Origin of the sequence: Sphingomonas lycopersici, assembly GCF_026130605.1 — a bacterium.
Taxonomy (GTDB): domain Bacteria; phylum Pseudomonadota; class Alphaproteobacteria; order Sphingomonadales; family Sphingomonadaceae; genus Sphingomonas; species Sphingomonas lycopersici.
The window spans coordinates 71,406-97,198 of sequence record NZ_JANFAU010000015.1 but is presented as its reverse complement, the minus strand read 5'-3'; the positions used below and the strand labels follow the sequence as shown (position 1 = coordinate 97,198).

The following is a 25,793-nucleotide window of genomic DNA, read 5'->3' as shown; positions in this document are numbered from 1 at the left end:
TGTGGTGTGTCGCGCGCCGCCCCCCCCCCCCCCCCCACGACGATTGGAGGATGCGATGGGCAATGTGCTGGCGGCGGCGGCCGCATTCGTCGGGACGCATTTCCTGTTGTCGCATCCGCTGCGCGCGCCGCTCGTCGCGCGCCTCGGCGAGCGCGGATTTCTCGCGCTCTACAGCCTCGTCGCCTTTGCGACATTGATCTGGCTGATTATCGCCTATCGCGCCGCCCCGCCCGGCGCGCCCTTGTGGATCGCGGGCGACCTCTCCTGGGCGATCGCGACCGCGGTGATGCTGATCGCCAGCATCCTCCTGATGGGATCGCTGATCCGCAACCCGGCGCTGCCGCAGGCCGCGACCGGCGAGGTGCCCGCGGCGCGCGGCGTCTTCGCGGTGACGCGTCACCCGATGATGTGGGCCTTCGCCTTGTGGGGCGCGGCGCACATCCTGGTCTATCCCGAACCGTCCAACATCATCGTCGCGATCGCGATCATCATTCTCGCTTTGGTCGGCGCCGCCTTCCAGGACCGGAAGAAGGCGACGCTCCAGCCCGATTTCTGGCGCGTCTGGCAAGAACGCACGAGCTATTGGCCGTTCGCCGCGATCGCCGCCGGCCGCGCGCGCTTCGGCGGGTTCGGGATGCACGCGCTTGCCGGCGGGCTGGTCGTGTGGCTGGTCGCGACATGGGCGCATATCCCGCTCACCGGGTGGCGCGCTGGCATCTGGTATTGGATCGGCTAAATACTTCGTAACCTAAGTTTCAGGGCTTTCGCATAACGCACACTTCCCCTATTCTCGCGGCAAAGCGAGAATGAGGAGAGGTCACGAATGCTCGGGTTGATGCAGCATGGCGCGCTGACGGTCGATAAGTTCCTCGATCACGCGGCGACGTGGCATGGCGCGCGCGAGATCGTGTCGCGCGATGCCAATGGCGTCGTAACGCGCGACAATTATGCCGCGCTCCACACCGCCGCCAAGCGCGTATCGAGCGGCCTTGCACGTGCCGGCATCCGCCCCGGCGATCGCGTCGCGACGATGGGGTGGAATTCCGCCCGCCATCTCGCGGTCTGGTATGGCGCGGCGAACATGGGCGCGGTGCTCCACACGCTTAACCCGCGGCTGTTCCTCGAGCAGATCGCCTATATCGCCAACCACGCCGGGGATCGCATCCTGTTCGCCGATCCGAGCTGCGCCGAGCTGGTCGGCCAGCTTCTCCCGCAAGCGCCGACGATCGAGCGCGTCATCTTCCTGTGCGACGCCGCCGATCTGCCCAAGACCGATTACGCAGCAACCGCCTTCGAAAGCTGGATCGCGGGCGAGCCGGCCGAGTTCGCCTGGGGCGGGTTCGACGAGAATACCGCCTGCGGCCTCTGCTACACCTCGGGGACGACGGGCAATCCCAAGGGCGTGCTCTACGCGCACCGTTCCAATTTCATCCACGCGCTGATGACCTTGCAGGCCGATGCGCTCGCGCTCTCGGCGCGCGACAATGTGCTGATGGTCGTGCCGATGTACCACGCCAACGCCTGGGGGATGGTCTATTCCGCCCCTGCGGTCGGCGCCAAGCTGGTGCTGCCCGGGCAGAGGATGGACGGCGAATCGCTCGTCAATCTGATCGAGGAGGAGGAGATCACCTTCTCCTCCGCGGTGCCGACGATCTGGCAGGGCGTGCTGCACTATCTCAAATCGAGCGGACGCGGGCTCGGCGGGCTGAAGCGCGTCGTGATCGGCGGGTCGGCGGTGCCCGAGATGCTGATCCGCACCTTCGGCGACGATTATGGCGTCGAGGTGATCCAGGGCTGGGGAATGACCGAAACCTCGCCGCTCGCGACCATTTCCTCGCCCTCGGCCGAGGTGGCGGCGATGGATAAGGATGCGCGGGTCCATTATGCCACCAAACAGGGGCGGCTGCTCGCCGGGCTCGAGCTCAAGCTCACCGACGATGCGGGCAACCGCTTGCCGCACGACGGCAAGACCCCGGGCCGGCTGATGATCAAGGGTCCGACGATCGTCGCCTCCTATTTCGGCGGCGAGGGCGGCGAGGTGCTCGATGCGGAGGGCTTTTTCGACACGGGCGACGTCTCCACGATCGACGACAAGGGCTATATGCAGATCACCGATCGCGCCAAGGACGTGGTGAAATCGGGCGGCGAGTGGATCAGCTCGATCGAGATCGAGAATATCGCGACCGGCCACCCCGCGGTCGCGCTCGCGGCGGTGATCGGGGTCGCGCACCCGAAATGGGACGAGCGGCCGATCCTCTTGTGCCAGCTCAAGCCCGGCGCGAACGCATGCCGGGACGATCTCAACGCCTATCTCGACGGCAAGATCGCCAAATGGTGGATGCCCGACGACGTGCTGTTCGTCCCCGAAATCCCGCTCGGCGCGACCGGCAAGATCGACAAGAAGCTGATCCGCCAGCGGATGGAGGGGTACACGCTGCCGTTCGAGGTCGCGCGCCCTTGATCGCGGGCGAATAAACACTAGCCTGTCCTTTAGAGATAAAGGAGAGGCACGGTGCAGCAGAACGATCTCGCGCCCACCCATGTCGACGTGCTGATCGTCGGCGCCGGCATTTCCGGCATCGGATCGGCTTTCCATCTCCAGGATCAATGCCCGGAGAAAAGCTATCTGGTGCTGGAGGCGAAGGACACGTTCGGCGGGACGTGGGAAACCCACAAATATCCCGGCGTGCGATCGGATTCGGATCTCTACACCTTCGGCTACAGGTTCAAGCCGTGGATCGGCGCCCCGATCGCCAGCGGGGCGGAGATATTGAAATATATGGGCGAGGTGATCGCGGAGAATCACATCGACCGCCACATTCGCTACGGCCACCGCATCACCGCGTGCCGCTGGTCGAGCGCGGAAAATCTGTGGCACGTCGACGCGTTGCGCAAGGCGGACGGCGCCACCCTCTCCTTCACCTGCAATTTCCTGTGGATGTGCCAGGGCTATTACGACCACGAAACGCCGTACATCCCCGACTGGCCGGGGCGGGCGGATTATCGCGGGCTGTTCCTCCACGCGCAATTATGGGACCCGGCGCTCGATTATGCCGGCAAGCGCGTGCTGGTGATCGGCTCGGGCGCAACCGCGGCCACCGTCGTCCCGGCGCTGGCGGAGAAAGCCGCGCATGTCACGATGCTCCAGCGCTCGCCGACCTATTTCTTCTGCGCACCCAACCAGAACGAGCTCGCCGACCGGCTGCGCCAGATCGGCATCGACGAACCGACCGTCCACCGCGTCGTCCGCGCGCAGGTGATGCACGATCAGGATCAGCTCACACTGCGCTGCCAGAACGAGCCCGATGTGGTGTTCGAGGAATTGAAGGCACTGATCCGCGCCTATGCCGGAGAGGATTTCCGCTTCGAGCCCGATTTCACCCCGCGCTATCGCGTATGGCAGCAGCGGCTGGCGTTCGTCCCCGACGGCGATCTGTTCCGCGCGGTGGCGGCGGGCAAGGTCGATGTCGTCACCGACGAGATCGACCATTTCACCGAGGCCGGCATCCGCACCAAATCGGGCGACTTGATCGAGGCCGATATCATCATCGCCGCGACCGGATTCCATTTCTCGATGATGGGCGGCATCCCCTTCTCGGTCGACGGCCGCGCGGTCGATTGGCACGAGACGGTCAATTATCGCGGGATGATGTTCACCGGCGTGCCCAACCTCGCCTGGGTAATGGGCTATTTCCGCGCGAGCTGGACGCTGCGGGTCGACATGCTCGGCGATTTCGTCTGCCGGCTGCTCAACCATATGGACGTGCTCAACGCGAAACGCGTCGACGTCGCATTGCGCGACGAAGACAGGGATATGCCGCTGCTGCCGTGGATCGACGCGGGCAATTTCAACCCCGGCTATCTGATGCGCGGGCTCGATAAGATGCCGGTGCGCGGCGACAAGCCGGAATGGATGCACAATCAGGATTACTGGCGGGAAAAGGACGAATTTCCATTGATCGACCTCGACGGCACCGAATTCATCTACGACGGCAAGCGCCGCGCCGGCAAAGCCCCGGCCGAGGCAAGCTCGATGGCCGCTGCGTGAGGCGCGCGCCTGTTGCGGCGCTGACCGCCGCTCTGTGCGTCGCGCTGCTGCCGATCCCGGCGGCGGCGCAGGATTATGCCGCGCGGGTCGCCCGCATCCTGCGCGCGACCCCGCTGATCGACGGGCATAACGACTGGCCCGAGGCGCTGCGCGACCGCGAGGGCGACAAGCGCTGGACGATCGACCTCAAGGATCTCTCGCAGGTCAAGGGCGAGCCCTATGACACCGATATCGCGCGATTGCGGCGCGGGATGCTCGGCGGCCAATTCTGGTCGGTCTATGTCTCGGCCGATCTGCCGGGCAAGGAGCAGGTCGAGCAGACGCTGGAACAGATCGATCTCGTGAAGTCGATCGTCGCGCGTTACCCCGAGACCTTCGCCTTGGCGCGCACCGCCGCCGACGTGCGCCGCGCGCATGCCGCGGGCAAGATCGCCTCGATGATGGGGGTCGAGGGCGGCGGGCAGATCGACGGCAATCTGTCGATCCTGCGCACCTATGCCGCGCTCGGCGCGGGCTATCTGACGCTGACGCATTCGCGCACGATCGACTGGGCGGATTCGGCAACCGACGATCCCAAGCACAATGGCCTCACCGATTTCGGCAAGCAGGTGGTGCTCGAACTCAATCGGCTGGGGATGCTGGTCGATCTGTCGCATGTCAGCGAGGCGACGATGCGCGCCGCGCTCGCCACGACCAAGGCGCCGGTGATCTTCTCCCACTCCGGCGCGCGCGCGGTCAACGATCACCCGCGCAACGTCTCGGACGATGTGCTGCGGCTGCTCCCGGCGAACGGCGGGGTAGTGATGGTCGATTTCGCCCCGGCTTATGTTTCGGACAAGTCGCGCCGCTGGGCGGCGGATTCGGCGGCGGAAAAGACCCGGCTCAACGCCCCGCCGTTCCGCGGGCTCTATATCGGCCAGCCGGACAAAGCCGCCGAGGCTTATGCCGCGTGGCTCAAGGAGCATCCCGAGCCCGCGGTGACGCTGAGCGAAGTCGCGGATCATATCGAGCATGTCGCGAAGATTGCCGGGCATGATCATGTCGGGATCGGCTCCGATTTCGACGGGGTCGGGCATCCGCTGCCGGTCGGGCTCGAGGACGTTTCGACCTATCCCAAGCTGTTCGAGGAACTGATGCGGCGCGGCTGGTCCGACGCGGATATCGCCAAGCTCGCCGGCGGCAATGTGCTGCGCGTGATGGAGCGCGCGGAGCAGGTCGCGAAGGGGATGAAGTAGCCCGAGCCAACCCGTCATTCCCGCCTACGCGGGGATGACGGGGGGTTGGAGTAACAGGTGGAGCTTCTCACTCTCGGGCTGGCGTGCCACCAGCCGCACGCCGGCGGCATGCAACGCCGTCTCGTCCGCCAGCGCCGGATCGCGCAGGGTCGCGATCAGCCGCGTGCCGCGCGGCAACAGCGCGACGACGTTGCCCTCGCCGAGCGCGCGGCGGATCGCGGGATAGGCGGCCTCCTCCTCCACCGACACCGGGACCGCCGCCACCGATTGCGGGAGCGACATCGCCGCGCGCGTCTCGCCCGCGATCTGATCGGCGATCGGGCCGAACACCACCTGCAACCCGCCGTCGGCGAGCCGCAGCACCCCGCGCGCGCCCTCCGCCTTGAGCCCGGCCTCGTCGATCCGCGCCTGATCCGCCACCACCAGCCGTAGCCGCGTGGTGCAGGCGTCGACGCTGCGCACGTTCGCCGCCCCGCCGAGCGCCGTGACGATGCGCTCGCCGCGCATCCCCGCTGCCACAACGCCCGATGAGACGATCGTTTCGGCCTCACGGCCCGGCGTCTTGAGGTCGAAGCGGCGGATGCACCAAGCAAAGGCGGCGTAATAGATCGCGAAATAGACCGCGCCGACCGGCAGCAGCATCAGCGGCCGGGTGGCGAGCCCGTAGTTGAGTACATAATCGAACAGGCCCGCCGAGAAGCCGAACCCGAGCCGCACCCCCAGCGCATCCATCACCACCATCGCCACGCCGGTCAGCACGGCATGGACCGCGTAAAGCACCGGGGCGAGGAACATGAAGGTGAATTCGATCGGCTCGGTTACCCCGGTGAGGAACGAGGTGAGCGCCAGGCTGAGCAACATCCCCCCCACCGCCTTGCGCCGCTCCGGCGCAGCGGCGCGGTACATCGCGAGGCAGGCAGCGGGCAGCCCGAACATCATCACCGGGAAGAATCCGGCCATGAACGCCCCCGCGCGCGGATCGCCGGCGAAGAAACGCGCGATATCGCCGGTCTTGCCGTGGAAATCGCCGATCACGAACCAGGCGATATTGTTGATGATATGGTGGAGCCCGGTGACCAGCAGGAGGCGGTTTAGCAGGCCGTAGAAGAAAAGACCGATCGGGCCGGCGCGCACCACCCATTGCGACAGCACGTCGATCGCGCCCTCGAACCACGGAAAGCCCCAGCCGAACAATGCCGCGCCGAGCAGCCCGGCCAGCCCCGCGACGATCGGGACGAACCGCCGCCCGGCGAAGAAAGCGAGATAATCGGGCAGCTTGATATCGGAGAAGCGGTTGTAGAGCGCACCCGCGACGAGCCCGGCAAGAATCCCCGCCGGCACGCTGAGCTTGGCGATCTCCTTCGCCCGCCACGCCGCCTGCAACGCGGGATCGCTCGTCGCGAGCGTCGGCGGGAGCGCGAGCAACGCCTTCGCCCCCTCGGTCGCGACGAGATAGGCGACCACCCCGGCGAGCGCCGCCGCGCCGTGATTGCCGCGCGCCAGTCCGACCGCCACGCCCGCGGCGAACAGCAGCCCGAGATTGGCGAAGATCGCATTGCCCGCGGTGGCGATGAACGGCAGGTCGAGCAGATCGGGCTGCCCGAGCCGCAGCAGCAACGCCGCGACCGGCAATACCGCGATCGGCAGCATCAGCGCACGCCCGAGCGGCTGGAGCCGGCTGAGCAAGGTGGCAGGTCTGAACGTCATGACGTCACCTCGCTGGCGATCGCGCGCACCTCATCGGCGCTCGCCGCGGCGCAGGCGCGGTCGGCAAGCGCGACGCAATCGGCCAGCGCCACCCCGCGGATCGCCGCCTTGAGCGCCGGGATGGCGGCGGGGGTCGCGGACAATTCGGTCATCCCCAGCCCGATCAGGATCGGCGCGGCAAGCGGATCGGAGGCGAGCCCGCCGCAGACCCCCGCCCAGCGCCCCGCGGCCTTCGCGCCGCGCCCGACCTCGCGGATCAGCCGCAATACCGCCGGGTGCAATGCATCGAGCTTGGCCGACACCCCGGCGTTGCCGCGATCGCTGGCGAGCGCATATTGCGTCAGATCGTTGGTGCCGATCGACAGGAAATCCGCCTCGCTCGCCAGCTGATCGGCGAGCATCGCCGCGGCGGGGGTCTCGATCATCACCCCCAAGGGCACCGGCGCGGCGATGCCGAGCGCGGCGCGCGCCTCGTCGAGCAGCACGCGGACCGCGCGCAGCTCGGCGAGATCGACCACCATCGGCAGCATGACATGGCATTGCGCCGTCGGCATCGCCGAGAGGATCGCGCGCAATTGCGTGCGCATCAGATCGGGCCGCGCGAGGCTCAGCCGCACCCCGCGCACCCCCAGCGCGGGATTTTCCTCCGCCGGCATCGGCAGATAGGGGACGGGCTTGTCGCCCCCGATATCGAGCGTGCGGACGATCAGCGGACGATCGCCGAGCGCGGTGGCGATGCGGCGATAGATGTCGCGCTGCTCCGCCTCGTCGGGCGCGGTCGCACGCTCCAGGAACAGGAATTCGGTGCGCAGCAAGCCGCAGCCCTCGGCGCCCGCCGCGACCGCACCCGCCACTTCAGCGACCGCGCCGAGATTGGCGAAAACCTTGATCCGCGTGCCGTCCGCGGTCTCGGCCGGCGCGCCGGCGGCGGCGAGATCGCGCGCGCGCCGATCGCGCGCCGTCGCCAGCCGCTCGCTTGCCGCGGCCAGCGCGCCGACCCCGGGATCGTCGTCAAGCAAGGCACGATCGGCATCGAGGATCACGGTGCGCCCGTCTGGGATGTCGAGCACCCCCGGCCCCGCCGCGACGAGCATCGGCACGCCCGCGGCGGCGGCGAGGATCGCGACATGCGCGGTCGGCCCGCCGGCGGCGGTGCAGATCCCCGCCAGCCGCGCGCGATCGAGCGCAAGGAATTGCGACGGCAAAAGATCCTCCGCGATCAGGATCGTGTCGCGGGCCAGCGCCGGCACCAGTGGTGCGTCACTGCCGAGCAGCCGCGCGATCACCTGCCGTTCGAGATCGGCGAGATCGGCGACGCGCTCGATCAGCAAAGCATCGCCCGTGGCGCGGATCGCCGCGGCGGCGGCGCGCGTCGCGGTGCGCCACGCGAAGGCGGCGCTGCGCCCGGCGGCAATCTCCCGCTCGGCGACCGCGGCAAGCTCGGGATCGGCGAGCAAGGCGCGGTGCGCTTCGGCGATCTCCGCCGCCGCGCGATTGCCGCCGCCCAACGCCTCCGCCACCGCCGCGCGCGACTCGGCCAGCGCGGCGCGTTCCGCCGAGACACCGGCGCCGTCATGCGGCACCGCCAGATCGACCGCGCGGAGCTGCAGCACCTGCCCGATCGCCAGCCCCGGCGCGGCGGTCACCGCACGGCCGGCGGGCGGCGCGGGTGGCAGCGGCGCGGCGTCCGCCGTCTCGCCCAACCCGGCGAGGATCAGCCCCGCCACCGCATCGACCGCGGCATGCGCGTCGTCGCCCGCACCGGCGATCGTCACGGTTTCGCCCGCGCGCACCCCGAGGCCGAGCAACGCCACCGTGCTACGCGCATTGGCGCTTTTCGCGCCGAGATGCAGCGTCACCTCGGCGGTGTACGGGCGCAGCGCAGCGGCGATCCGCGCCGCCGGGCGGGCGTGGATGCCGTGCGCCGCCGCAACCGGCACGCTGCGGCTGTAACTCGCCGCGCCCGACGCGCCGGCGGCGGCGGCTTCGCCCGCGATGACGCCGATCGCGTCGCCGGCCGCGACCACGCGGCCCGGCGCATCGAGGCGGAGCGCATAGCCCTCATTGGCGACGACGATCGGGGTGATCAGCGCCTTGGCCGCCTCCCCCACCGCGTCGAGATCGAAGCGCAGCAACACATCGCCCACGGCGACCCGCGCCCCGGCGGCGACCAGCGCGGTAAAGCCCCGCCCGCCGAGCGCGACCGTCTCCAGCCCGACATGGATCAGCAGCTCGGCACCGTTATCGAGCCGCAGCGTCACGGCATGCGCGGTCGCCGGCACCGCGGTCACCGTGGCATCGGCGGGCGCGCGCAGCTCGCCCTCGATCGGATCGATCGCGCAGCCGTCGCCCATCATCCGTTCGGCGAACACCGGATCGGGCACCTCGTCGAGCGGCGCGAACCACCCGGCAAAGGGCGCGTGCAAGGTCACCGTCCGCGTCACGGCAGCAATTCCACCTGCTTCAACCCCCACATCGGGTTCACCCCGCGCGCCGTATAGGTGATGCACAATGTCTCCTTCGCGGCGCGCGGCGGGAGCGGCGCGACCAGCCGGGTGAGCGCCGGGTTGCCGCGCGCCGGGGCGAGCGGCAGCACCGCAATACGCTCCCCGTCGCACGACCCCGCGCGCACCTCGAATTCGCCGTCGGGAGTTTCGGGCGCGCGGAAGCGAATCGCGGCGAGATCGGCGCCGATCTGAAAGTTGAACGGGAATTGTCCGATGGTCAGCGCGATCTGTTTCGCGCCGCCGGTCGGGGCATCCCGATAGAGCCAGCACGGATTGAGGATATCGGTGAGGAACGAGGCGCGTGCGCCGTTCGCGGGGGCATCATCCTCCACCGCCAGCTTGACCTTGTCGGTGCAGGTAGCGAGCTGCTCGTCGGTCTGCCGACGAACCGACGCCAGGTCGATCGTCGTGTCGATCGCGCCGGCCAGCGCACGGTCGCCGAGCATCGCCGCCGCATGCAGCCGTGTCGCCAAGGGCAGCGTCAGCGGCGCGGCGTATAGCGGCGAGGCGGCGATCACCGCGCTGCCGTCGATCGTATAGCGGATCGGCAGCCCGGCAGCATTTGCCAGCGCGACCTTCGCCTGCGTCCCGCCGGGGGAGAAATCGACCGTCGGCGCCACCGTGAACGAACTCGCCGACGGCTCCAGCCCGAGCGCGCGCATCCGATCGAGCTGCGGCACCAGCCGCGCGACGAAGCCGCCGAAATCGCGACTCCGCTCGGGCGACCACGCCACCTCGGCCAGCGCATTGGCGCGGGGGAACAGCATCCACGACGCACGCGGCTCGGTTCGCGCATGTTCGGTCCACAGATTGGCCTGTACGCCAAGGATATGCCCGCGCGCCTCGGCCGGGATCGCCGCCGGGGCAGGATCGAAGCCATAGACGCTGCGCAGATCGATCCTGTCGCCGCGCGCGGGCGGCTCGAGCGGGCCATAGCCTTCGCGGTGGTTGAGATAGAGCGCGGGCGACGGGCTCAGCACCGTATCATGCCCCGCTTTGGCCGCCGCCACCGCGCCGTCAATCCCGCGCCACGACATCACCGTCGCTTCGGGCGCGATGCCGCCCTGCAATATCTCGTCCCACCCGATCAGCCGCCGCCCGTTGGCGGCGAGGAAGCGTTGCATCCGCCGGATGAACCAGCTTTGCAGCGCATCCTCGTCGGCGATGCCGAGCGATTTCATCTTCGCCTGGATGGCGGGCGAGGCTTTCCACTGGTCCTTCACCGCCTCGTCGCCGCCGACGTGGATGTAGCGCGACGGGAACAACGCCATCACCTCGCGCAGCACATCCTCGAGGAAAGCGAAGGTCGCATCGTCGGTATTGTAGAGCCAGGGGAACACCCCCCAATCGGATTCGACCCCGGCGGGGATCGCCGCCCCGGTGCCGAGCCGCGGATAGGCGCGCAATGCCGAGAGCGCGTGGCCGGGCATCTCGATTTCGGGGACGATCGTGATCCCACGCGCCGCGGCATAAGCGACGATCTCGCGCACCTCGGCCTGGGTATAGAAGCCCCCGGTGCGCGGCAGCGGTGGCGCGCCGGGGGCGGTGGCAGGCACGCGCCACGCCGAAACATCGGTCAGCCGCGGATATTTGCGGATCTCGAGCCGCCAGCCCTGATCGTCGACGAGATGCCAGTGGAAGGTGTTGAGCTTGTTGACCGCCATCCAGTCGAGCAGGCGGCGGATATAGGCCGGCGACTGGAAGTTGCGCGCGCTATCGAGCATCAGCCCGCGCCAGCGGAAGCGCGGCGCGTCCTTCACCGTGACCGCCGGGATCGAAACCGCGCCGCGCGCGCGATCGGGGGTCAGATATTGCCACAGGCTGACCGCGCCATAGAGCAGCCCGGCATCGTCACGCGCGGTGATCGTCGCGCCGCTCGCGGCGATATCCAGCGCGTAAGATTCGGCCGCCCCAGCCGCACCGCGACGAAAACGGATCGCCGGCGCCTTGGCGTCGCTTACGATCGCAAGCCTGAGCCCGCGCGCCGTCAGCGTCCATTCCGCGAGCCGCTCGGCGGCGTTGCGCGCGCCGCGATCCCCCGGCGGCACGACGATGACGGTTGCCGTGCCGACTGCAAAGGCGCCCTTGCCCGCCTCGGCCGAGACCGGCGCAGGGAGCAGCAACGGCTCGGCCGCCGCCGCCGGGGCAGCCGCGAACAGGGCAAGCGCAATGAGACGGCGAGGATGCACACGCCCTCCGGCAGCGATCATAAAGGGAAACATAGCGGGGCGGGCGCGATTGGAAACGGGGTCGCCGGCCTGACGCGCAGCGACCCCGTCATCCGCGCCGGTCAGAAGTTGACGTTGACCGTCGCCATCAGCTTGCGCCCGTTGCGATAGACCCCGCGCGGCAGCGCCGGGGTATTGGCATAAGCATAATATTCGGAATCGGTGAGGTTCATCCCCGCCAGCGTCAGATTGACCTCCGGGGTGAACTTGTAAGTCGCCGATACGTCGAGATTGTCGCTGCTGCGGACGTACATATTGTCGCCGCGGTCGACCGCGGTGAAATATTTCGACCGCCACGTCCACGTGCCGCGCAACGCCACCGGCCCGGATTCGAAGAACGGGCTGACGCTCACCTGATGCCGCGAATTATACGGCAGATCGGCGCCGCCGATGCCCTTGCCATCCGAATAGGTGTAATTGGCGAGGATGCCGAGGCCGTAAGGCAGGTTCTGCTGATAGGCGACCGCGAAGCCCTTCACCTGTGCATTGCCGGCATTATACGGCCGGCTGATCTGATAGGTGGTGACCTTGCCCTGCGACTGGTTGAAGTAATTCTCCGGCGCGGTGCGGTAGAGAATGTAATCGTCGATGCTCTTGTAGAACACCTCCGCCGACAGGATCGCGTGGCGCTGGAAATACCATTCGATCGAGGCATTGAGGTTGCCCGAGCGATACGGCTTCAGATTGGGGTTGCCGCCCGCGCCGGTCAGCACCTGATCCGACAGCCAGAAGAAGCTGGTCATCGCCGAATAGTCGGGCCGTGCGACCACTTCCGCCCCGGCGAAGCGCAGGATCAGATCGTCGCGCACCGAAAGCGCGAGGTTGAAGCTGGGGAGCACATTCTCATAGGTCTTGTGCGATCCCTGCAGCATCCAGTCGCCCGGCGCGCTGCACGACGCGCCGGGGCGGCACACCAATCCGGCGCCGTCGGTGATCGTGCGAACGTAGCGCAGGCCGAAATTGCCGCGCAGCGGGCCGGATTCGACGTTCACCTGGCCGTAGACCGCGTGGATGTCCTCCTTGATCGACCAATTGCCCGAAGCGAATTCGGGCGCGGCGAATTGCGACGGGGTCGGCAGGTTGGGCAGCGACGTGACGTAATTGTACATCGAATTGCCGCTGATCACGAAGCGGGTGCGCATCTGATCCCCCGCGCCGTCGAAGCCGCGCAGATAATTGCTCGGCGCCTGCGCCGGATCGAACGCCGATGCCGCCACGGCGAGCCCGTTGAGCGAGACGCCGGCATAGGATTGGCCGGTTTCGTGGTGACGGAATTTATAGCCGAACTGCAGCCGCTTCACCGCGCCGTCGAAGTTGAAGCCGAGATCGACCTGGCCGTAACGCTCCTTGTCGGTGGTCGGCTTGGTGACGAGATTGCCGCTCCAGCCCGGATCGGTGACGAATGCCGCCGGATTGCCCAGGACATTGGTGGTATAGGTGAGGTTGCCCGGCCGGTTCGGCGCGCCGCTATTGTCGACGGTGTAGCTCGCCTTGTTGAGGAATTCGAGGAACACCTGCTTCTTGGTCCCGCCGTCGGCATCCGACAGCCCGCCCTCGAGATTGAGATCCCAGGCATCGTCCTTCCAGTTCGCCCTTAACTGATAGGTATCGGAATGCATCTCGGCCTGGCGATATTGCACGTCGAGCACGCTCAGCCCGTTGGTCAGCGAGCTGCTGGTGACGACGCCGTTGTTGACCGTGATCCCGCTCAACGCGCCGAGGCTGTTCCAGGTATTGCCCTGGAAAGCGTACATCGACTGGTTGAGATTGTCGTAGGTCGCCTTGATCTTCAGCCAATTGGCTTCGAGCGTCAGTCTGTCGACCGGCTTCCACTGCACCACCGCCGAATAGCTCAGCCGTTCGCGATCCTGCTGGAAGAAGGAGGTGCCGAACGCGTTGGGGCTCACCGCATTGGGATTGGCGGCAAGCGTCGTCGCGCAGGCGCCGGTGCAGGTGCCGTTGGCGATCGAGCTGACCGGATTGTCGGCATTGCCGCCGTTCCACTGATTGGCCTTCATCGTGCCATAGCTTTCGAGCCCGTCGCGGCGCAGCCGGTCCTTGGCGCGCTGGAAGGCGAGCAGCACCCCGAAGGTGCCCGAATCGTTGTGCCAGCTCGCCAGCGCCGATCCCTGGATATCGCCCTTGCGCGAGCGATCGTTCCACAGATAGCCGAGCGAGGCGGCGAGCGTCAGCGGCTTGAGATCGAGCGGCTTGCGCGTGTTGACGATCACCGTGCCGCCGATCGAGCCCTCGTCGATGCGCGGCTCGGGGGTCTTGTAGACGTCGACGCTGCCGACGAGCTGCGGCGCGAGCAGCGCGTAATTGAAGGTGCGCCCCGGCGTATCGAGGATGAACCAATCGGCCGAAGCGACCGTCTGCCCGTTGAGCAAGGTGCGGTTTAACGCCGGATCGGTGCCGAGGATCGAGATCTTCTCGCCCTGGCCGAACTGGCGGTCGACCGTCACGCCCGGCACCAGGGTCAGCGCCTCGGCGACATTGGTGTTGGGAAATTTGCCGACATCCTCCGCCGACACCGAATCGACGATCGCGTCCGACTTGCGCTTGGTCTCCAGCGCCGCGGCGAGCGAGGCGCGGATGCCGGTGACGACGATGTCGTCGCTATTGTCGCTCCCGGGCGCCGGGGACGCCTGCTGCGCCTGCGCGACCCCCGACAGCAGCGCCGCGGCGCTCGCGGTACCGACCAGAAATGCCCTGAACCCCATCTCTCATCCCCTCTCAGGTCTTTCGCCTCGAACCCCGATAAGACCGGTTCCATACCAATACCCAATCATTGTCATAACCAAATGCACCGTCAAGTGGGATTCTTTCATTTTAATGACACACATTGACAGATTGGGGCTGGCATGTGGTACGGCATTGGTACTAAGAGACTGGCGACTGCGGGGGAGAAACCACCATTATGACATTGCTCGCCGACGCGATCGGGTCGCTGGAGAGCGCATCGGGCGGGCCGCTGTACCGGCGGCTCGAAACCGCGCTGCGCGATGCGCTGCGCGCCGAGGTGCTCAAGCCCAATGAGGCGCTCCCCCCCGAACGCGAGCTGGCGAGCGACCTCGCGATCTCGCGGATCACGGTGCGCAAGGCGCTCGATACCCTGGTTGGCGAGGGATTGCTGGTGCGGCGGCAGGGCGCGGGGACCTTCGTCGCCGGGCGCGTCGAGAAGCAATTCGCCAAGCTCAGCTCGTTCACCGAGGATATGGCGGCGCGCGGCCGCGCGGTGCGCAGCGAATGGCTGCTCCGCGCGGCGGGCGAGGTGACCCCCGAGGAATCGCTGACGCTCGGGCTCAGCCCCGGCGCGCCGGTGCTGCGCTTCCACCGCGTGCGCTTCGCCGACGACGTGCCGATGGCGCTGGAATATTCGGCGATCGCGGGCTTCGGGCTCGCCGGGCCGGAGACGGTGGAAAGCTCGCTCTATGCCGCGCTCGAAGCGACCGGGAACCGCCCGGCGCGCGCGCTCCAGCGGCTCCGCGCGGTGTCGTTCGACGCCGAACAGGCCGCGCTGCTGCATGTCGAACCCGGCGCGCCGGGCCTATATATCGAACGGCGCGGTTTCCTGGAGGATGGCCGCGTGATCGAGGCGACGCGGAGCTGGTATCGCGGCGACGCCTATGACTTCGTTGCCGAACTCAACACGAGGGCGTGACCTGACATGACTTCACCCGAATCGACCCGCATGTTCGCCGAGGCGCGCGAGGCGGCCGATGTCGTGGCGCAGCAGATCGCGCGCAATGCCGCCGGCGCCGCGACGCTGGGCGCGGCGTTGCGCGCGGCGCCGCCGCGCGGGGTGCTGACCTGCGCGCGCGGCAGCTCGGATCACGCCGCGACCTTCGCCAAATATCTGATCGAGACGCGGCTCGAGGTGCTCACCACCTCGGCGGCGCCGTCGGTCACCTCGGTCTATCGCGCGACCCCCGAGGCCGCCGACACGCTGGCGATCGGCATCTCGCAATCGGGGCGCAGCCCCGACATCCTCGCGACGATGACCGCGGCGCGCGACGCCGGCGCACGCACCGTCGCGCTGGTCAACGACATCACCTCGCCGCTCGCCGCGCTGGCCGATACCACGCTGCCGCTCGACGCCGGGCCGGAGCTGAGCGTGGCGGCGACCAAATCCTATATCGCCAGCCTCGCCGCGCTGATCCAGCTCGTCGCCGAATGGGCCGATGACGCCGAACTGCGCGCCGCGCTGGACGGTGCGCCGGCGCTGCTCCGCGCCGCGTGGGACAGCGACTGGTCCCCGCTGGTCGAGCGGCTGGCGGACGCGCGCGGGCTCTATGTCATCGGGCGCGGGCTGGGCTTCGGGGTGGCGCAGGAAGCGGCGCTGAAATTCAAGGAAACCTGCGGGCTCCACGCCGAAGCGTTCAGCGCGGCGGAGGTGCGCCACGGGCCGATGGCTTTGGTCGGGCCGGGCTTCCCGCTGCTCGTCTTCCGCCAGAGCGACGAGACCGGCGACGGGGTCGACGAGCTGGTGCGCGAGGTGGTGACGCGCGGCGGCGAGGTGCTGGTCGCCGGGAGCGCGGTGCCCGGCGCGATCCACCTGCCCCACCCCGCCGCGGCGCCCGCGATCGAGCCGATGCTGCAGATCCAGGCCTTTTACCGCGCGGCCAACGCGCTGTCGCTGCGCCGCGGGTTCGATCCGGATCGCCCCCCGCACCTGGCGAAGGTGACGGAGACCCTGTGATGCGCGCGTTCGTCAACGGCCGCATCCTGATCGACGGCGCGCTGGCCGAGGGCCGCGCCGTGCTGGTCGCCGACGGCCGGATCGCGGCGATCGTTGCGACAAGCGACGTGCCGGCGGGCGCGGTACGCGAGGATCTGGACGGCGCGATCCTCGCCCCCGGCTTCATCGATACCCAGGTCAACGGCGGCGGCGGGGTGTTGTTCAACGACATGCCGACGGTCGAGGGGATCGCCGCGATCGGCGCGGCGCATCGCCGGTTCGGCACCACCGGCTTCCTGCCGACATTGATCAGCGACGATCTGTCGGTGATCGCGCGCGCGATCGCGGCGGTCGATGCGGCGATCGCGGTGGGGGTGCCGGGGGTGCTCGGCATTCATGTCGAAGGCCCGTTCCTCAACGTCGAGCGGCGCGGCATCCACCGCGCTGACAAGATGCGCGCGCTCGACGAGGAGGCGATGGCGATCCTCACCGCGCCGCGCCGCGGACGGATGCTCATCACGCTCGCGCCCGAACGCGTCGCGCCAGGGATGATCGCGCGGCTGGTCGCCTCGGGGGCGTCGGTCGCTGTCGGACATAGCGACGCCCGCTACGACGAGGTGACGGCGGCGCGCGCCGAGGGGCTGACCGGGGTGACGCATCTGTTCAACGCGATGTCGCAGCTCGGCTCGCGCGAGCCGGGCGTGGTCGGCGCCGCGCTCGACAGCGACCTCACCTGCGGGATCATCGTCGACGGGCATCACGTCAGCCCGGCGACGCTGCGCCTCGCGCTCCGCCTCAAGGGACCGGCCGGGCTGATGCTGGTGACCGATGCAATGCCCAATATCGGCACCGACATCGCCGAATTCGACCTGCAGGGACGCACGATCCTGGTCCGCGAGGACCGGCTGATCGATGCCGCCGGCACGCTCGCCGGCGCCAACCTCAGCATGGCGCATGCCGTTGCCAATGTGGTCGCCTTGCTCGGCGCGACGCACGAGGCGGCGATCGCGATGGCCAGCGAGACCCCCGCGCGCTTTCTCGGCCTTTCCGGCGAACTCGGGCGAATCGCGCCGGGGTTGCGCGCCGATCTGATCGCCCTGACCGCCGACGGCGCGGTCGCGCAAAGCTGGATTGCCGGCGAACCTTACGTCAATTGAGTGACTTGCGGGCGCAATGGCGCTGCGCGATAGAAGCGGCTCGATCGACAGGGGGCGAGTTTGGCGACATCGAACTGGGCGCGCGCACTGGCAGCGCTGGCGCTGCTCGCCGCCGCGCCGGCGACCGCGCGCGAACCCGAGGGACAGGTCGCGCTGACCTTCGACGATCTCCCCGCGCTGACGATCGAATCCAACCAGGGCTATATCGACGATCTCAACCGGGATTTGCTTCGCAAGCTGCGCGAGAATCATGTCCCCGCGATCGGCTTCGTCAACGAAAGCAAGGCCGAAGGCGCGGAGCACGATCGGCAGGTCGACAATCTGAAGCGCTGGCTCGACGCGGGGATGCTGCTGGGCAACCACACCTTCTCGCACAGCTCGCCCAATAGCCTGGGCGCCGCGGCCTATGCCGCGGATATCGAGCGCGGCGAGCGGATCACCCGCCCGCTGATGAAGGCGCACGGCAAGAAACTCCGCTGGTTCCGTCACCCCTATCTCGAGGCCGGCTCGCCGCTGGCGGTGCGCGACTGGATCAATCGCTGGCTTCGCGATCACGGCTATCGCGTCGCGCCGGTGACGATCGACGCGGAAGATTGGGAATTCGCCGAACCGTATGACGACGCGATCGCCAAACATGACGTCGCGCGACAGGCGCGCATCCGCCAAACCTATCTCGCTTATACCGCGATGCGCATCAAATGGTCGCAGGAGAGCGCCAAGGCATTGTTCGGGCGCGACATCGCCCATGTCATGCTGCTCCATTGCACGCGCCTCAACGCCGATACGCTCGATGCCTTGCTGAAATTGCTGCGCGCGGCGCGGCTGCGCCCTGTGACGATCGACCAGGCGATGCGCGACCGCGCCTATCGCACCCGCGATACTTATGCCGAAAAAGACGGCGTGACATGGCTGGAACGCTGGGCGGCTACGCTCGGTAAAACCTTGCCCAGCGAGGGCGACGAGGATCCGCCGGCCGAAATCCAGGCGGAATACGATCGTGTCGACAATGATCGCGTCTCGCCGCAAAACAAATGAACGTTCCGTAAGCTTCCGGTTTGTGTATTGCCGCCCGCGCGCATTGCCCATAATCTTATGCGATGCGGCCCACATCCGGAGAACAGGCCTTGACCGAGAAGCGGCCCACTCGCCAACCAGCGGAATATTACAAGAATCCTGAGAACAGCATCGGCTATCTCACGCGTATCGTGTTCCGCAATTTCTCGCGGCTGCTCGAGCGGCATACGCTGCAACACGATATTTCGGCGGGGCAGTGGCGATTCCTGCGACAATTGTGGATCGAGGACGGCATTACCCAGCGCGAGCTGAGCGAGCGCGTCGGGATGCGCGAGCCCACCACCGTCGTTGCGCTCAAGGGGCTGGAGGCGTCGGGGCTGATCCGCCGCGAGAAAAGCGCGATCGACCGGCGCAAGATCCATATCTTTCTCACCCCCATCGCCAAATCGCTCGAGGCGAAGCTCGCCCCGCTCAATGCCGAGGTTCACGCGGTCGCCACTGCGGGGATGACCGATGACGAGGTGGAGACGCTGCAGCGGCTGCTGCGCCGCGTGATCACCAATCTCACCGAAGAGGCGCGCCGCCTGCCCCATCTCAACGACGACGATTCGGAAGGGAGGGCTTGACCGCGCCCGTCTTCGTCGTGATCCTTAGATAACTAACATATCTGAGGAGCGGGTGATGACGGTGCGGATCGGAGTGATATCGGGCAGCGTGCGGCAGGGATCGCACAATATGGCGCTCGCCGCTTTGGGCGCGGCGCGCGTGGCGGCAGCGGGCGCCGAAGCCTCGATGATCGATCTCGCGACCTTCGATCTGCCGGTCTATTCGCAGGATATCGAGCAGCATGCTTGCCCGGCCGATGCGCGTCGGCTGAAGGCGGCATTCGAGGCGTGCGACGGGCTGTTGATCGCCTCGCCCGAGCATAATGGCTCGATCCCCGCGCTGCTCAAGAATGCGATCGACTGGGCGTCGCGCCCGTCGGAGGGCGAATCGCTCGTCGCGCTCACCGCGTTTCGCGGCAAGGCGGCGGGGATCATGTCCGCCTCGATCGGGCCGTTCGGCGGGATGCGCGCGCTCGCGCATCTGCGGCAGATCCTGGGAACGGTGCAGATGATCGTCGTGCCCGAGCAACTCGCCGTCCCGCTCGCCGGCAGCGCCTTCACCCCCGGCCGCGCGCTGGCCGAGCCGCTGCCCAATACGATCCTCGACGGGCTGGTGACGCGGCTGGTCGATGTCGCGGGGCGGCTGCGCGGCTGAAGATCCGGCGCGGCACGGGGTTGCGCGCGGTCGCGCAGCGATATAATTAGTATTCTAAGTTTTTTCGGGGAAAGCCGTGGGACCGTTATCGGACATTCGCGTCGTCGAGCTGGGGCAGCTCATCGCGGGGCCGTTCTGCGCGCAATTGTTCGGCGATCTCGGGGCGACGGTGGTCAAGATCGAGCCGCCGAAGACCGGCGATCCGATGCGCCAATGGGGCGCGGGCGACCCGCCGGTGTGGTGGGAGGTGATCGCGCGCAACAAAAGGTCGGTCGCCGCCGACCTGCGCACCCCCGAGGGGCAGGAGATCGCGCGCCGGCTGATCGCGGGCGCCGACGTGCTGGTGGAGAATTTCCGCCCCGGCACGCTCGAAAAATGGCACCTCGACCCCGCCGATCTGTGCGCCGCCAATCCGCGGCTGATCGTGGTGCGCGTCTCGGGCTATGGCCAGACCGGGCCGTATGCGCGCCGTGCCGGCTTCGGCGGGATCGGCGAGGCGATGGGCGGGTGGCGCGCGCTGGTCGGCACTCCCGATCGTCCGCCCTCCCGGCTCGGCGTTTCGATCGGCGATAGCCTGGCGGGCACGTACGGCTGCCTCGGCGCACTGGCTGCGCTGCACGAGCGCGAGAAGAGCGGGCGCGGGCAGATCGTCGACGTCAGCCTGTTCGAATCGGTGCTGCAGGTGATGGAGGGGCTGATCCCCGAATATGTCGCCGCGGGGCATGTCCGCGCGCGATCGGGATCGATCCTCAAGGGCATCGCCCCGTCCAACGTCTATCCGTGCAGCGACGGCGAATTGCTGATCGCGGCCAATCAGGATGCGATCTTCCGCCGGCTCGCGGCGGCGATGGGCACCCCCGAGCTCGCCGACGACGCGCGCTTCGCGACGCACAATGCGCGCGGCCGGCATCAGGAATTGCTCGATACGCTGATCGCCGACTGGACGCGCGGGCAGAGCGTCGCGGCGGTCGAGGCGCTGATGGAGCAGCATGCGGTGCCCGCCGGGCGGATGTTCGGCGCGCGCGACATGCTCGCCGACCCGCATTTCGCCGCGCGCGAGGCGATCGTCTCGGTCGAGACCGTGCGGCACGGCGATCTGCCGATGCAGGGGGTGTTTCCGCGCCTCACCCGCACGCCGGGCGGGATCCGGCGTCCGGCGCCGGCCGAGGTCGGGGCGGATACCGAGGCCGAGCTGCGCGATGCCGGTTATGACGAGGCGACGATCGCCGACCTCAAGCGCCGCGGTATCGTGTGACCGGCACGTTGTTCGATCGCATCTGGGATCGCCACCGCATCCTCGACGACGGCGGCGAATCCCTGCTCTACGTCGACCTCCATCTGCTCCACGAAGTCACCTCGCCGCAGGCCTTTGCCGGGCTCGAGGCGCGCGGACGCGGGGTGCGGCAGCCGCGGCGGACGCTGGCGTTGTTCGACCATAATGTCCCCACCGTCGCGCAGGCGGACGGCATCGCCGCGGTCGCCGATCCGGAGGCGCGCGCGCAGCTCGCCCGGCTGGTCGAGAATAGCGAGCGCTACGGAATCGAGCGGTTCGACATGGGCGATCCACGCAACGGCATCGTCCATGTCGTCGCCCCCGAACAGGGGCGTACCTGGCCGGGGATGACGATCGTCTGCGGCGACAGCCACACCTCGACCCACGGCGCGTTCGGCGCGCTCGCCTTCGGCATCGGCACCTCGCAGATCGAACATGTGCTCGCGACGCAGACGTTGCGGCTGCGCAAACCCCGGTCGATGCGGCTTACCGTGACCGGCGCGCTGCCGGCACATCTTTCGGCCAAGGATCTCGCGCTCGGCATCCTCGCCGCGATCGGGGTCGACGGCGCACTGGGGCATGTCGTCGAATTCGCCGGCGCGGCGATCGCGGCGCTGTCGATGGAAGGACGGATGACCCTGTGCAACCTCGCGGTCGAAATGGGCGCGCGCGCCGCGCTGATCGCGCCCGACGAGACCAGCTTCGCCTATCTCAAGGGCCGCCCCGGCGCGCCGCGGGGCGCAGACTGGGATCGCCACGTCGCCCAATGGCGCGCGCTCGCAAGCGCCCCCGACGCGCGCTTCGATCGCGAGATGACCGTTGCGGCGGACATGCTGCGCCCGATGGTCACCTGGGGCACCAACCCGTCGCAGGTCATCGCGATCGACGACCATATCCCCGATCCGCGCACCGCCGCCGACCCGCTCGACCGCGCCGCGCAGGAACGCGCGCTCGCTTATATGGGGCTGACCCCGGGCCAGCCGATCGCCGGGCTGCCGATCGATCGCGTCTTCATCGGCAGCTGCACCAACAGCCGGATCGAGGATCTGCGCGCGGTCGCCGCGATCGCACGCGGGCGACATGTCGCCGCCGGGGTGAAGGCGATGATCGTCCCCGGTTCCGGACTGGTCCGTCAGCAGGCCGAGGCGGAAGGACTAGCGGAGATCTTTCGCGCGGCGGGGTTCGACTGGCGCGAGCCGGGCTGCTCGATGTGCGTCGGGATGAACCCCGATCGCCTCGCGCCGGGCGAGCGGTGCGCGGCGACCTCCAACCGCAATTTCGAGAACCGCCAGGGCGCCGGCGGGCGGACGCATCTGATGAGCCCGGCAATGGCCGCCGCGGCGGCGATCGCCGGGCGGCTTATCGATCCGGCGGAGATTTAACGACCCACCACCCCCGTTCGGGCTGAGCTCGTCGAAGCCCTGCACTTTTCTTGCCATGAAGAAGGGCAGCCCGTCGACAGGCTCAGGGCGAACGGGGATAGGCTTTCCCGAAAACCGGATCAGGCTTGCTCGACCTCGAACGCATCGATCGCGCCAGCGTGCCGCAGCGTGCGGTCGATATCGTCGAGCCCGTCGAGCAACACCTGCCGCAGATCGGGGTCGATCGCGAAGGTCAGGTTGAGCGGCCCGGCGATGACGGTGCGATCGACGAGGCTCACGGTGATGCACCCGTCCGGCGCCCGCTCCAGCCGATCGAGCAGCGTGGCATAATCGTCGCCCGCCAGCGCGACCAGCAGCAACCCGTTGGTCGCGGCATTGCCGCTGAAGATCCCGCCGAAGCTCGGCGCGATGACGCAGCGGATGCCGTGATCGGCGAGCGCCCATACCGCATGTTCGCGCGACGAGCCCGACCCGAAATTGCGCCCCGCCACCAGAATCCGCGCCGCGGGATCGATCGCGAACCGCGTATCGATCGCGCGCATGTCGGCGAACAGCCGCGCGCCCAGCCCGCGCCGGTCGAGGCCCTTCATGAACCGCGCGGGGAGGATCTTGTCGGTATCGATATCGGCATCCGGCAATATGGCGGCGCGCGAGGTGACGATCGTCCAAGGCGTCATACGGGCTTTCCCCAATCCGCCGCCAGGGTTTCGAGCAACTGATCGAACCGTTCCTGCCCGATCCGCGCGGCCACCACCCCGGTCAGCTCGGTCATCGCGGCCTGCGCGTCGTTGCGCATCCGCTCGCCGAACGGGGTCAGCGCGAGCCTTTTGTGGCGCGCGTCGTCGGGATCGTCCTCCAGCGTCACCACGCCCTTGTCGATCATCTGCGCGATCGTGGTGTGGATCGCCTGACGCGACACCCCCAGCCGGCGCGCGATATCCGAAGGGCGGGTGACCCCGCTGACGATGTTGATCATCACCATCGACTGCGGCCGGCTGATATCGGGCCAGCCGCGCTCGTGGACGCGCGCCTGAAGCCCTTCGTCGAGCCAGCAGAATCGTTGGAACAGATGAATGATCAACTCGATGGACCGCATGAACGCGTTTAGACGGTGTTGTATCGCCCCGCGCAACCCGCACCGACGGCAATGGCGCGGGTTGCGGCGACGATTTACTTAGGATACTATGTTTTTTGAAGGGAGCAAGTCTTGCCTGCAGTCGAAATCGTCGAGGTCGCCGCCCGCGACGGGCTGCAAAATGAGAACAGCGTCGTTTCGACCGCGGCCAAGCTCGAACTGATCGACCGCGCGATCCGTGCGGGCGCGCGGCGGCTGGAGGTGACGAGCTTCGTCAATCCCGCGCGCGTGCCGCAAATGGCCGACGCCGAGGCGGTGGTCGCCGGGCTGCCGCGCCGCGACGACGTGACCTATATCGCGCTGGTGCTCAACCGCCGCGGCGCCGAGCGCGCGCTGGCGAGCGGCGTCGACGAGCTCGGCGCGGTGTGCGTCGCCAGCGACACGTTCGGTATTCGCAATCAGGGGCAGACCGCCGCCGAATCGCTTGCGGTCGCGTGCGAGACGGTGGCGCTGGCGCGGGCCGCCGGCCGCGCCGCGCAGATCACGATCGCCACCGCCTTCGGCTGCCCGTTCGAGGGCGAAGTGCCGATCGGTCGCGTGGTGGAAATGGCGAAGCGCGCGGCGGACGCGCAGCCGCGCGAGGTGGCGCTGGCCGATACGATCGGGGTCGCGGTGCCCGCGCAGGTGACGGAAGCGGTGACGCTTGTCGCCGAGGTGATCGCGCCGCTGCCGGTGCGGGCCCATTTCCACGACACGCGCAACACCGCGATCGCCAATGTCTGGGCGGCGATCGGCGCCGGCGCACGCGTCATCGACGCCGCGCTCGGCGGGCTCGGCGGCTGCCCGTTCGCGCCCGGCGCCTCGGGCAATGTCGCGACCGAGGACGTGCTCTATCTGCTCGATCGCTCGGGAATCGCCACCGGTTACGATCGCACGCTGGCGATCGACACCGCATCCTGGCTGACCGGACTGATCGGCCGCGACCTTTCAGGCAAGGTACGCTGCGCCCCGCCCTTCCCGCCCGCGCACGGTGAGGCTGGACCGCGCGGATAGACGGCGATATACTTCGGTTACTAAGCAATAATACAGGAGTGGACATGGACCCGCGCGATACCAACGGGCTCGACGTACAATTCATCGGCAAACCCTCCCCCACGGCGCCGCGCATCCAGGCGGGCGGGCATCCGTGCCAGGGGATTTACTGGGCACCGGCGGGAAAGAAGCCCAAGACCGCGGTTATCGCCACCCATTACAACGTCGACTTCGCCGAACATTATATCGCGCCTTATTTCGCGCGGCGCGGCTATGGCTTTCTTGGCTGGAACACGCGCTATCGCGGGTTCGAGGATCAGTTCCTGCTCCACCACGCGATCCTCGACATTTCGGTCGGGATGCGCTGGCTCAAGGAAGAGGCGGGAGTCGAGCGGATCGTGATCCTCGGCAATTCGGGCGGCGGATCCTTGATGGGCGCCTATCAGGCCGAAGCGATCAAGCCGACGCTCGACGGCGAACTGCCCGAGGCGGTGCGCGATCTTTATCGCAACCTCACCAAGGCCGATCTCTATATCTCGCTCAACGCGCATCAGGGCCGGCCGGAAGTGCTGACCGACTGGATGGATGCATCGGTGACCGACGAGAATGATCCGCTCGCCACCGATCCTTCGCTCGATCCGTTCAGCGCGGACAATGCCCCGCCTTATTCGGACGAGTTCGTCACCCGCTATCGCGCCGCGCAGCGCGCACGCAACCAGCGCATCACCGATTGGGCCAAGGCCGAATTGAAGCGGCTCAACGACGCCGGGGTGCCCGATCGGCTGTTCCCGATGTTCCGCGTATGGGGCGATTTGCGCTGCATGGACCCGGCGCTCGATCCGTCGGACCGCAAGCCGCGCTGGTGCTATCGCGGCGATCCGGCGATCGCCAACCGCACCCCCTCGATCGGGCGGGTCAATTCGATCAAGACCTGGCTCAACATGTGGAGCCTCGAAACCTCGCCGTGCCAGGGCGCACCGCACCTCGCCAAATTCGATACCCCGGCGTTGGTGGTGCAGGGCACCGCTGACACCGGAGTGTTCCCGAGCGACGCGCGCAAGATCTTCGATCATATCGGCTCGTCCGACAAGCAGCTCGAGCTGATCCCCGGCGCGCATTACTTCGAGGATTCGATCGAGGAACGCGAGAATGCCGCCGATCTGATGGCGGCGTGGATCGCGGCCAAGAGCTGAG

Annotated in this window: 20 protein-coding genes; 14 read left to right on the top strand and 6 right to left on the bottom strand. The window is 68.0% G+C overall.

Annotation, left to right across the window (positions count from 1 at the left end; genetic code table 11):
• Window positions 1-55 precede the first annotated feature (55 nt).
• From NED98_RS20650 to NED98_RS20635, 4 genes are all read left to right on the top strand, one after another.
• Window positions 56-736, top strand: a complete 681-nt coding sequence (locus tag NED98_RS20650) for an NnrU family protein (protein WP_265314294.1) — start codon at window positions 56-58, stop codon at window positions 734-736.
• Window positions 737-823: 87 nt separating this feature from the next.
• On the top strand, window positions 824-2,461 hold the full coding sequence (locus NED98_RS20645; protein WP_265314292.1) for a long-chain-fatty-acid--CoA ligase: 1,638 nt from the start codon (window positions 824-826) through the stop codon (window positions 2,459-2,461).
• A gap of 51 nt (window positions 2,462-2,512) precedes the next feature.
• Entirely contained in the window at window positions 2,513-4,048 is a 1,536-nt protein-coding gene (locus tag NED98_RS20640; RefSeq protein WP_265314291.1) for a flavin-containing monooxygenase, read from the top strand.
• Window positions 4,045-5,283: a dipeptidase gene (locus tag NED98_RS20635; RefSeq protein ID WP_432423352.1), complete on the top strand. Its 1,239-nt coding sequence runs from the start codon at window positions 4,045-4,047 to the stop codon at window positions 5,281-5,283. The genes NED98_RS20640 and NED98_RS20635 overlap by 4 nt, the downstream gene beginning before the upstream one ends.
• Window positions 5,284-5,307: 24 nt before the next feature.
• Here the strand turns inward: NED98_RS20635 and nagE are convergent, their stop codons facing one another.
• The 4 genes from nagE to NED98_RS20615 all read right to left on the bottom strand — a co-directional run bounded on the left by nagE (window position 5,308) and on the right by NED98_RS20615 (window position 14,448).
• The gene (gene nagE, locus NED98_RS20630) at window positions 5,308-6,990 is read right to left on the bottom strand and encodes an N-acetylglucosamine-specific PTS transporter subunit IIBC (protein WP_265314289.1); all 1,683 of its coding nucleotides are present in this window, start codon (window positions 6,988-6,990) and stop codon (window positions 5,308-5,310) included.
• Window positions 6,987-9,443, bottom strand: coding sequence for a phosphoenolpyruvate--protein phosphotransferase (gene ptsP / locus NED98_RS20625; protein ID WP_265314298.1), 2,457 nt, complete (start codon window positions 9,441-9,443; stop codon window positions 6,987-6,989). The genes nagE and ptsP overlap by 4 nt, the downstream gene beginning before the upstream one ends.
• Entirely contained in the window at window positions 9,431-11,686 is a 2,256-nt protein-coding gene (locus tag NED98_RS20620) for a beta-N-acetylhexosaminidase (RefSeq protein WP_265314288.1), read from the bottom strand. Before NED98_RS20620 ends, ptsP begins: the two co-directional genes overlap by 13 nt.
• 101 nt (window positions 11,687-11,787) lie before the next feature.
• Window positions 11,788-14,448, bottom strand: a complete 2,661-nt coding sequence (locus NED98_RS20615; protein WP_265314287.1) for a TonB-dependent receptor — start codon at window positions 14,446-14,448, stop codon at window positions 11,788-11,790.
• 197 nt (window positions 14,449-14,645) lie between these two features.
• Here NED98_RS20615 and NED98_RS20610 point away from each other — a divergent pair, with 197 nt between their 5' ends.
• From NED98_RS20610 to leuC, 8 genes are all read left to right on the top strand, one after another.
• Window positions 14,646-15,389 carry a GntR family transcriptional regulator gene (locus tag NED98_RS20610; protein WP_265314286.1) on the top strand — a complete coding sequence of 248 codons (744 nt, stop codon included), beginning with the start codon at window positions 14,646-14,648 and terminating at the stop codon, window positions 15,387-15,389.
• A 6-nt stretch (window positions 15,390-15,395) separates the two neighbouring features.
• Complete coding sequence (locus NED98_RS20605) at window positions 15,396-16,427, top strand: SIS domain-containing protein (RefSeq protein ID WP_265314285.1); 1,032 nt, start codon at window positions 15,396-15,398, stop codon at window positions 16,425-16,427.
• Entirely contained in the window at window positions 16,427-17,563 is a 1,137-nt protein-coding gene (nagA, locus tag NED98_RS20600; RefSeq protein WP_265314284.1) for an N-acetylglucosamine-6-phosphate deacetylase, read from the top strand. Before NED98_RS20605 ends, nagA begins: the two co-directional genes overlap by 1 nt.
• Before the next feature lie 60 nt (window positions 17,564-17,623).
• Window positions 17,624-18,598 carry a polysaccharide deacetylase family protein gene (locus NED98_RS20595; protein WP_265314282.1) on the top strand — a complete coding sequence of 325 codons (975 nt, stop codon included), beginning with the start codon at window positions 17,624-17,626 and terminating at the stop codon, window positions 18,596-18,598.
• Between the two features lie 89 nt (window positions 18,599-18,687).
• Window positions 18,688-19,203: a MarR family winged helix-turn-helix transcriptional regulator gene (locus tag NED98_RS20590; RefSeq protein WP_265271307.1), complete on the top strand. Its 516-nt coding sequence runs from the start codon at window positions 18,688-18,690 to the stop codon at window positions 19,201-19,203.
• 55 nt (window positions 19,204-19,258) lie between these two features.
• On the top strand, window positions 19,259-19,837 hold the full coding sequence (locus tag NED98_RS20585) for an NADPH-dependent FMN reductase (RefSeq protein ID WP_265314281.1): 579 nt from the start codon (window positions 19,259-19,261) through the stop codon (window positions 19,835-19,837).
• A 76-nt stretch (window positions 19,838-19,913) separates the two neighbouring features.
• Window positions 19,914-21,092 carry a CaiB/BaiF CoA transferase family protein gene (locus NED98_RS20580; RefSeq protein WP_265271310.1) on the top strand — a complete coding sequence of 393 codons (1,179 nt, stop codon included), beginning with the start codon at window positions 19,914-19,916 and terminating at the stop codon, window positions 21,090-21,092.
• A complete protein-coding gene (gene leuC / locus NED98_RS20575) occupies window positions 21,089-22,492 on the top strand; it encodes a 3-isopropylmalate dehydratase large subunit (RefSeq protein WP_265314280.1) in 1,404 nt (467 codons plus the stop codon). The genes NED98_RS20580 and leuC overlap by 4 nt, the downstream gene beginning before the upstream one ends.
• A 119-nt stretch (window positions 22,493-22,611) precedes the next feature.
• Here the strand turns inward: leuC and leuD are convergent, their stop codons facing one another.
• Together leuD and NED98_RS20565 are read right to left on the bottom strand one after the other, a co-directional pair.
• The gene (leuD, locus tag NED98_RS20570; protein WP_265314279.1) at window positions 22,612-23,169 is read right to left on the bottom strand and encodes a 3-isopropylmalate dehydratase small subunit; all 558 of its coding nucleotides are present in this window, start codon (window positions 23,167-23,169) and stop codon (window positions 22,612-22,614) included.
• The gene (locus tag NED98_RS20565) at window positions 23,166-23,588 is read right to left on the bottom strand and encodes a MarR family winged helix-turn-helix transcriptional regulator (protein WP_265314278.1); all 423 of its coding nucleotides are present in this window, start codon (window positions 23,586-23,588) and stop codon (window positions 23,166-23,168) included. Before NED98_RS20565 ends, leuD begins: the two co-directional genes overlap by 4 nt.
• Before the next feature lie 111 nt (window positions 23,589-23,699).
• Between NED98_RS20565 and NED98_RS20560 the strand changes: the two genes are divergently transcribed.
• Together NED98_RS20560 and NED98_RS20555 are read left to right on the top strand one after the other, a co-directional pair.
• Window positions 23,700-24,620 (top strand): hydroxymethylglutaryl-CoA lyase, encoded by a 921-nt coding sequence (locus NED98_RS20560; RefSeq protein WP_265314277.1) that lies wholly within the window; start codon window positions 23,700-23,702, stop codon window positions 24,618-24,620.
• 44 nt (window positions 24,621-24,664) lie between these two features.
• Window positions 24,665-25,792: a lysophospholipase gene (locus NED98_RS20555; protein ID WP_265271319.1), complete on the top strand. Its 1,128-nt coding sequence runs from the start codon at window positions 24,665-24,667 to the stop codon at window positions 25,790-25,792.
• Window position 25,793 lies beyond the last annotated feature (1 nt).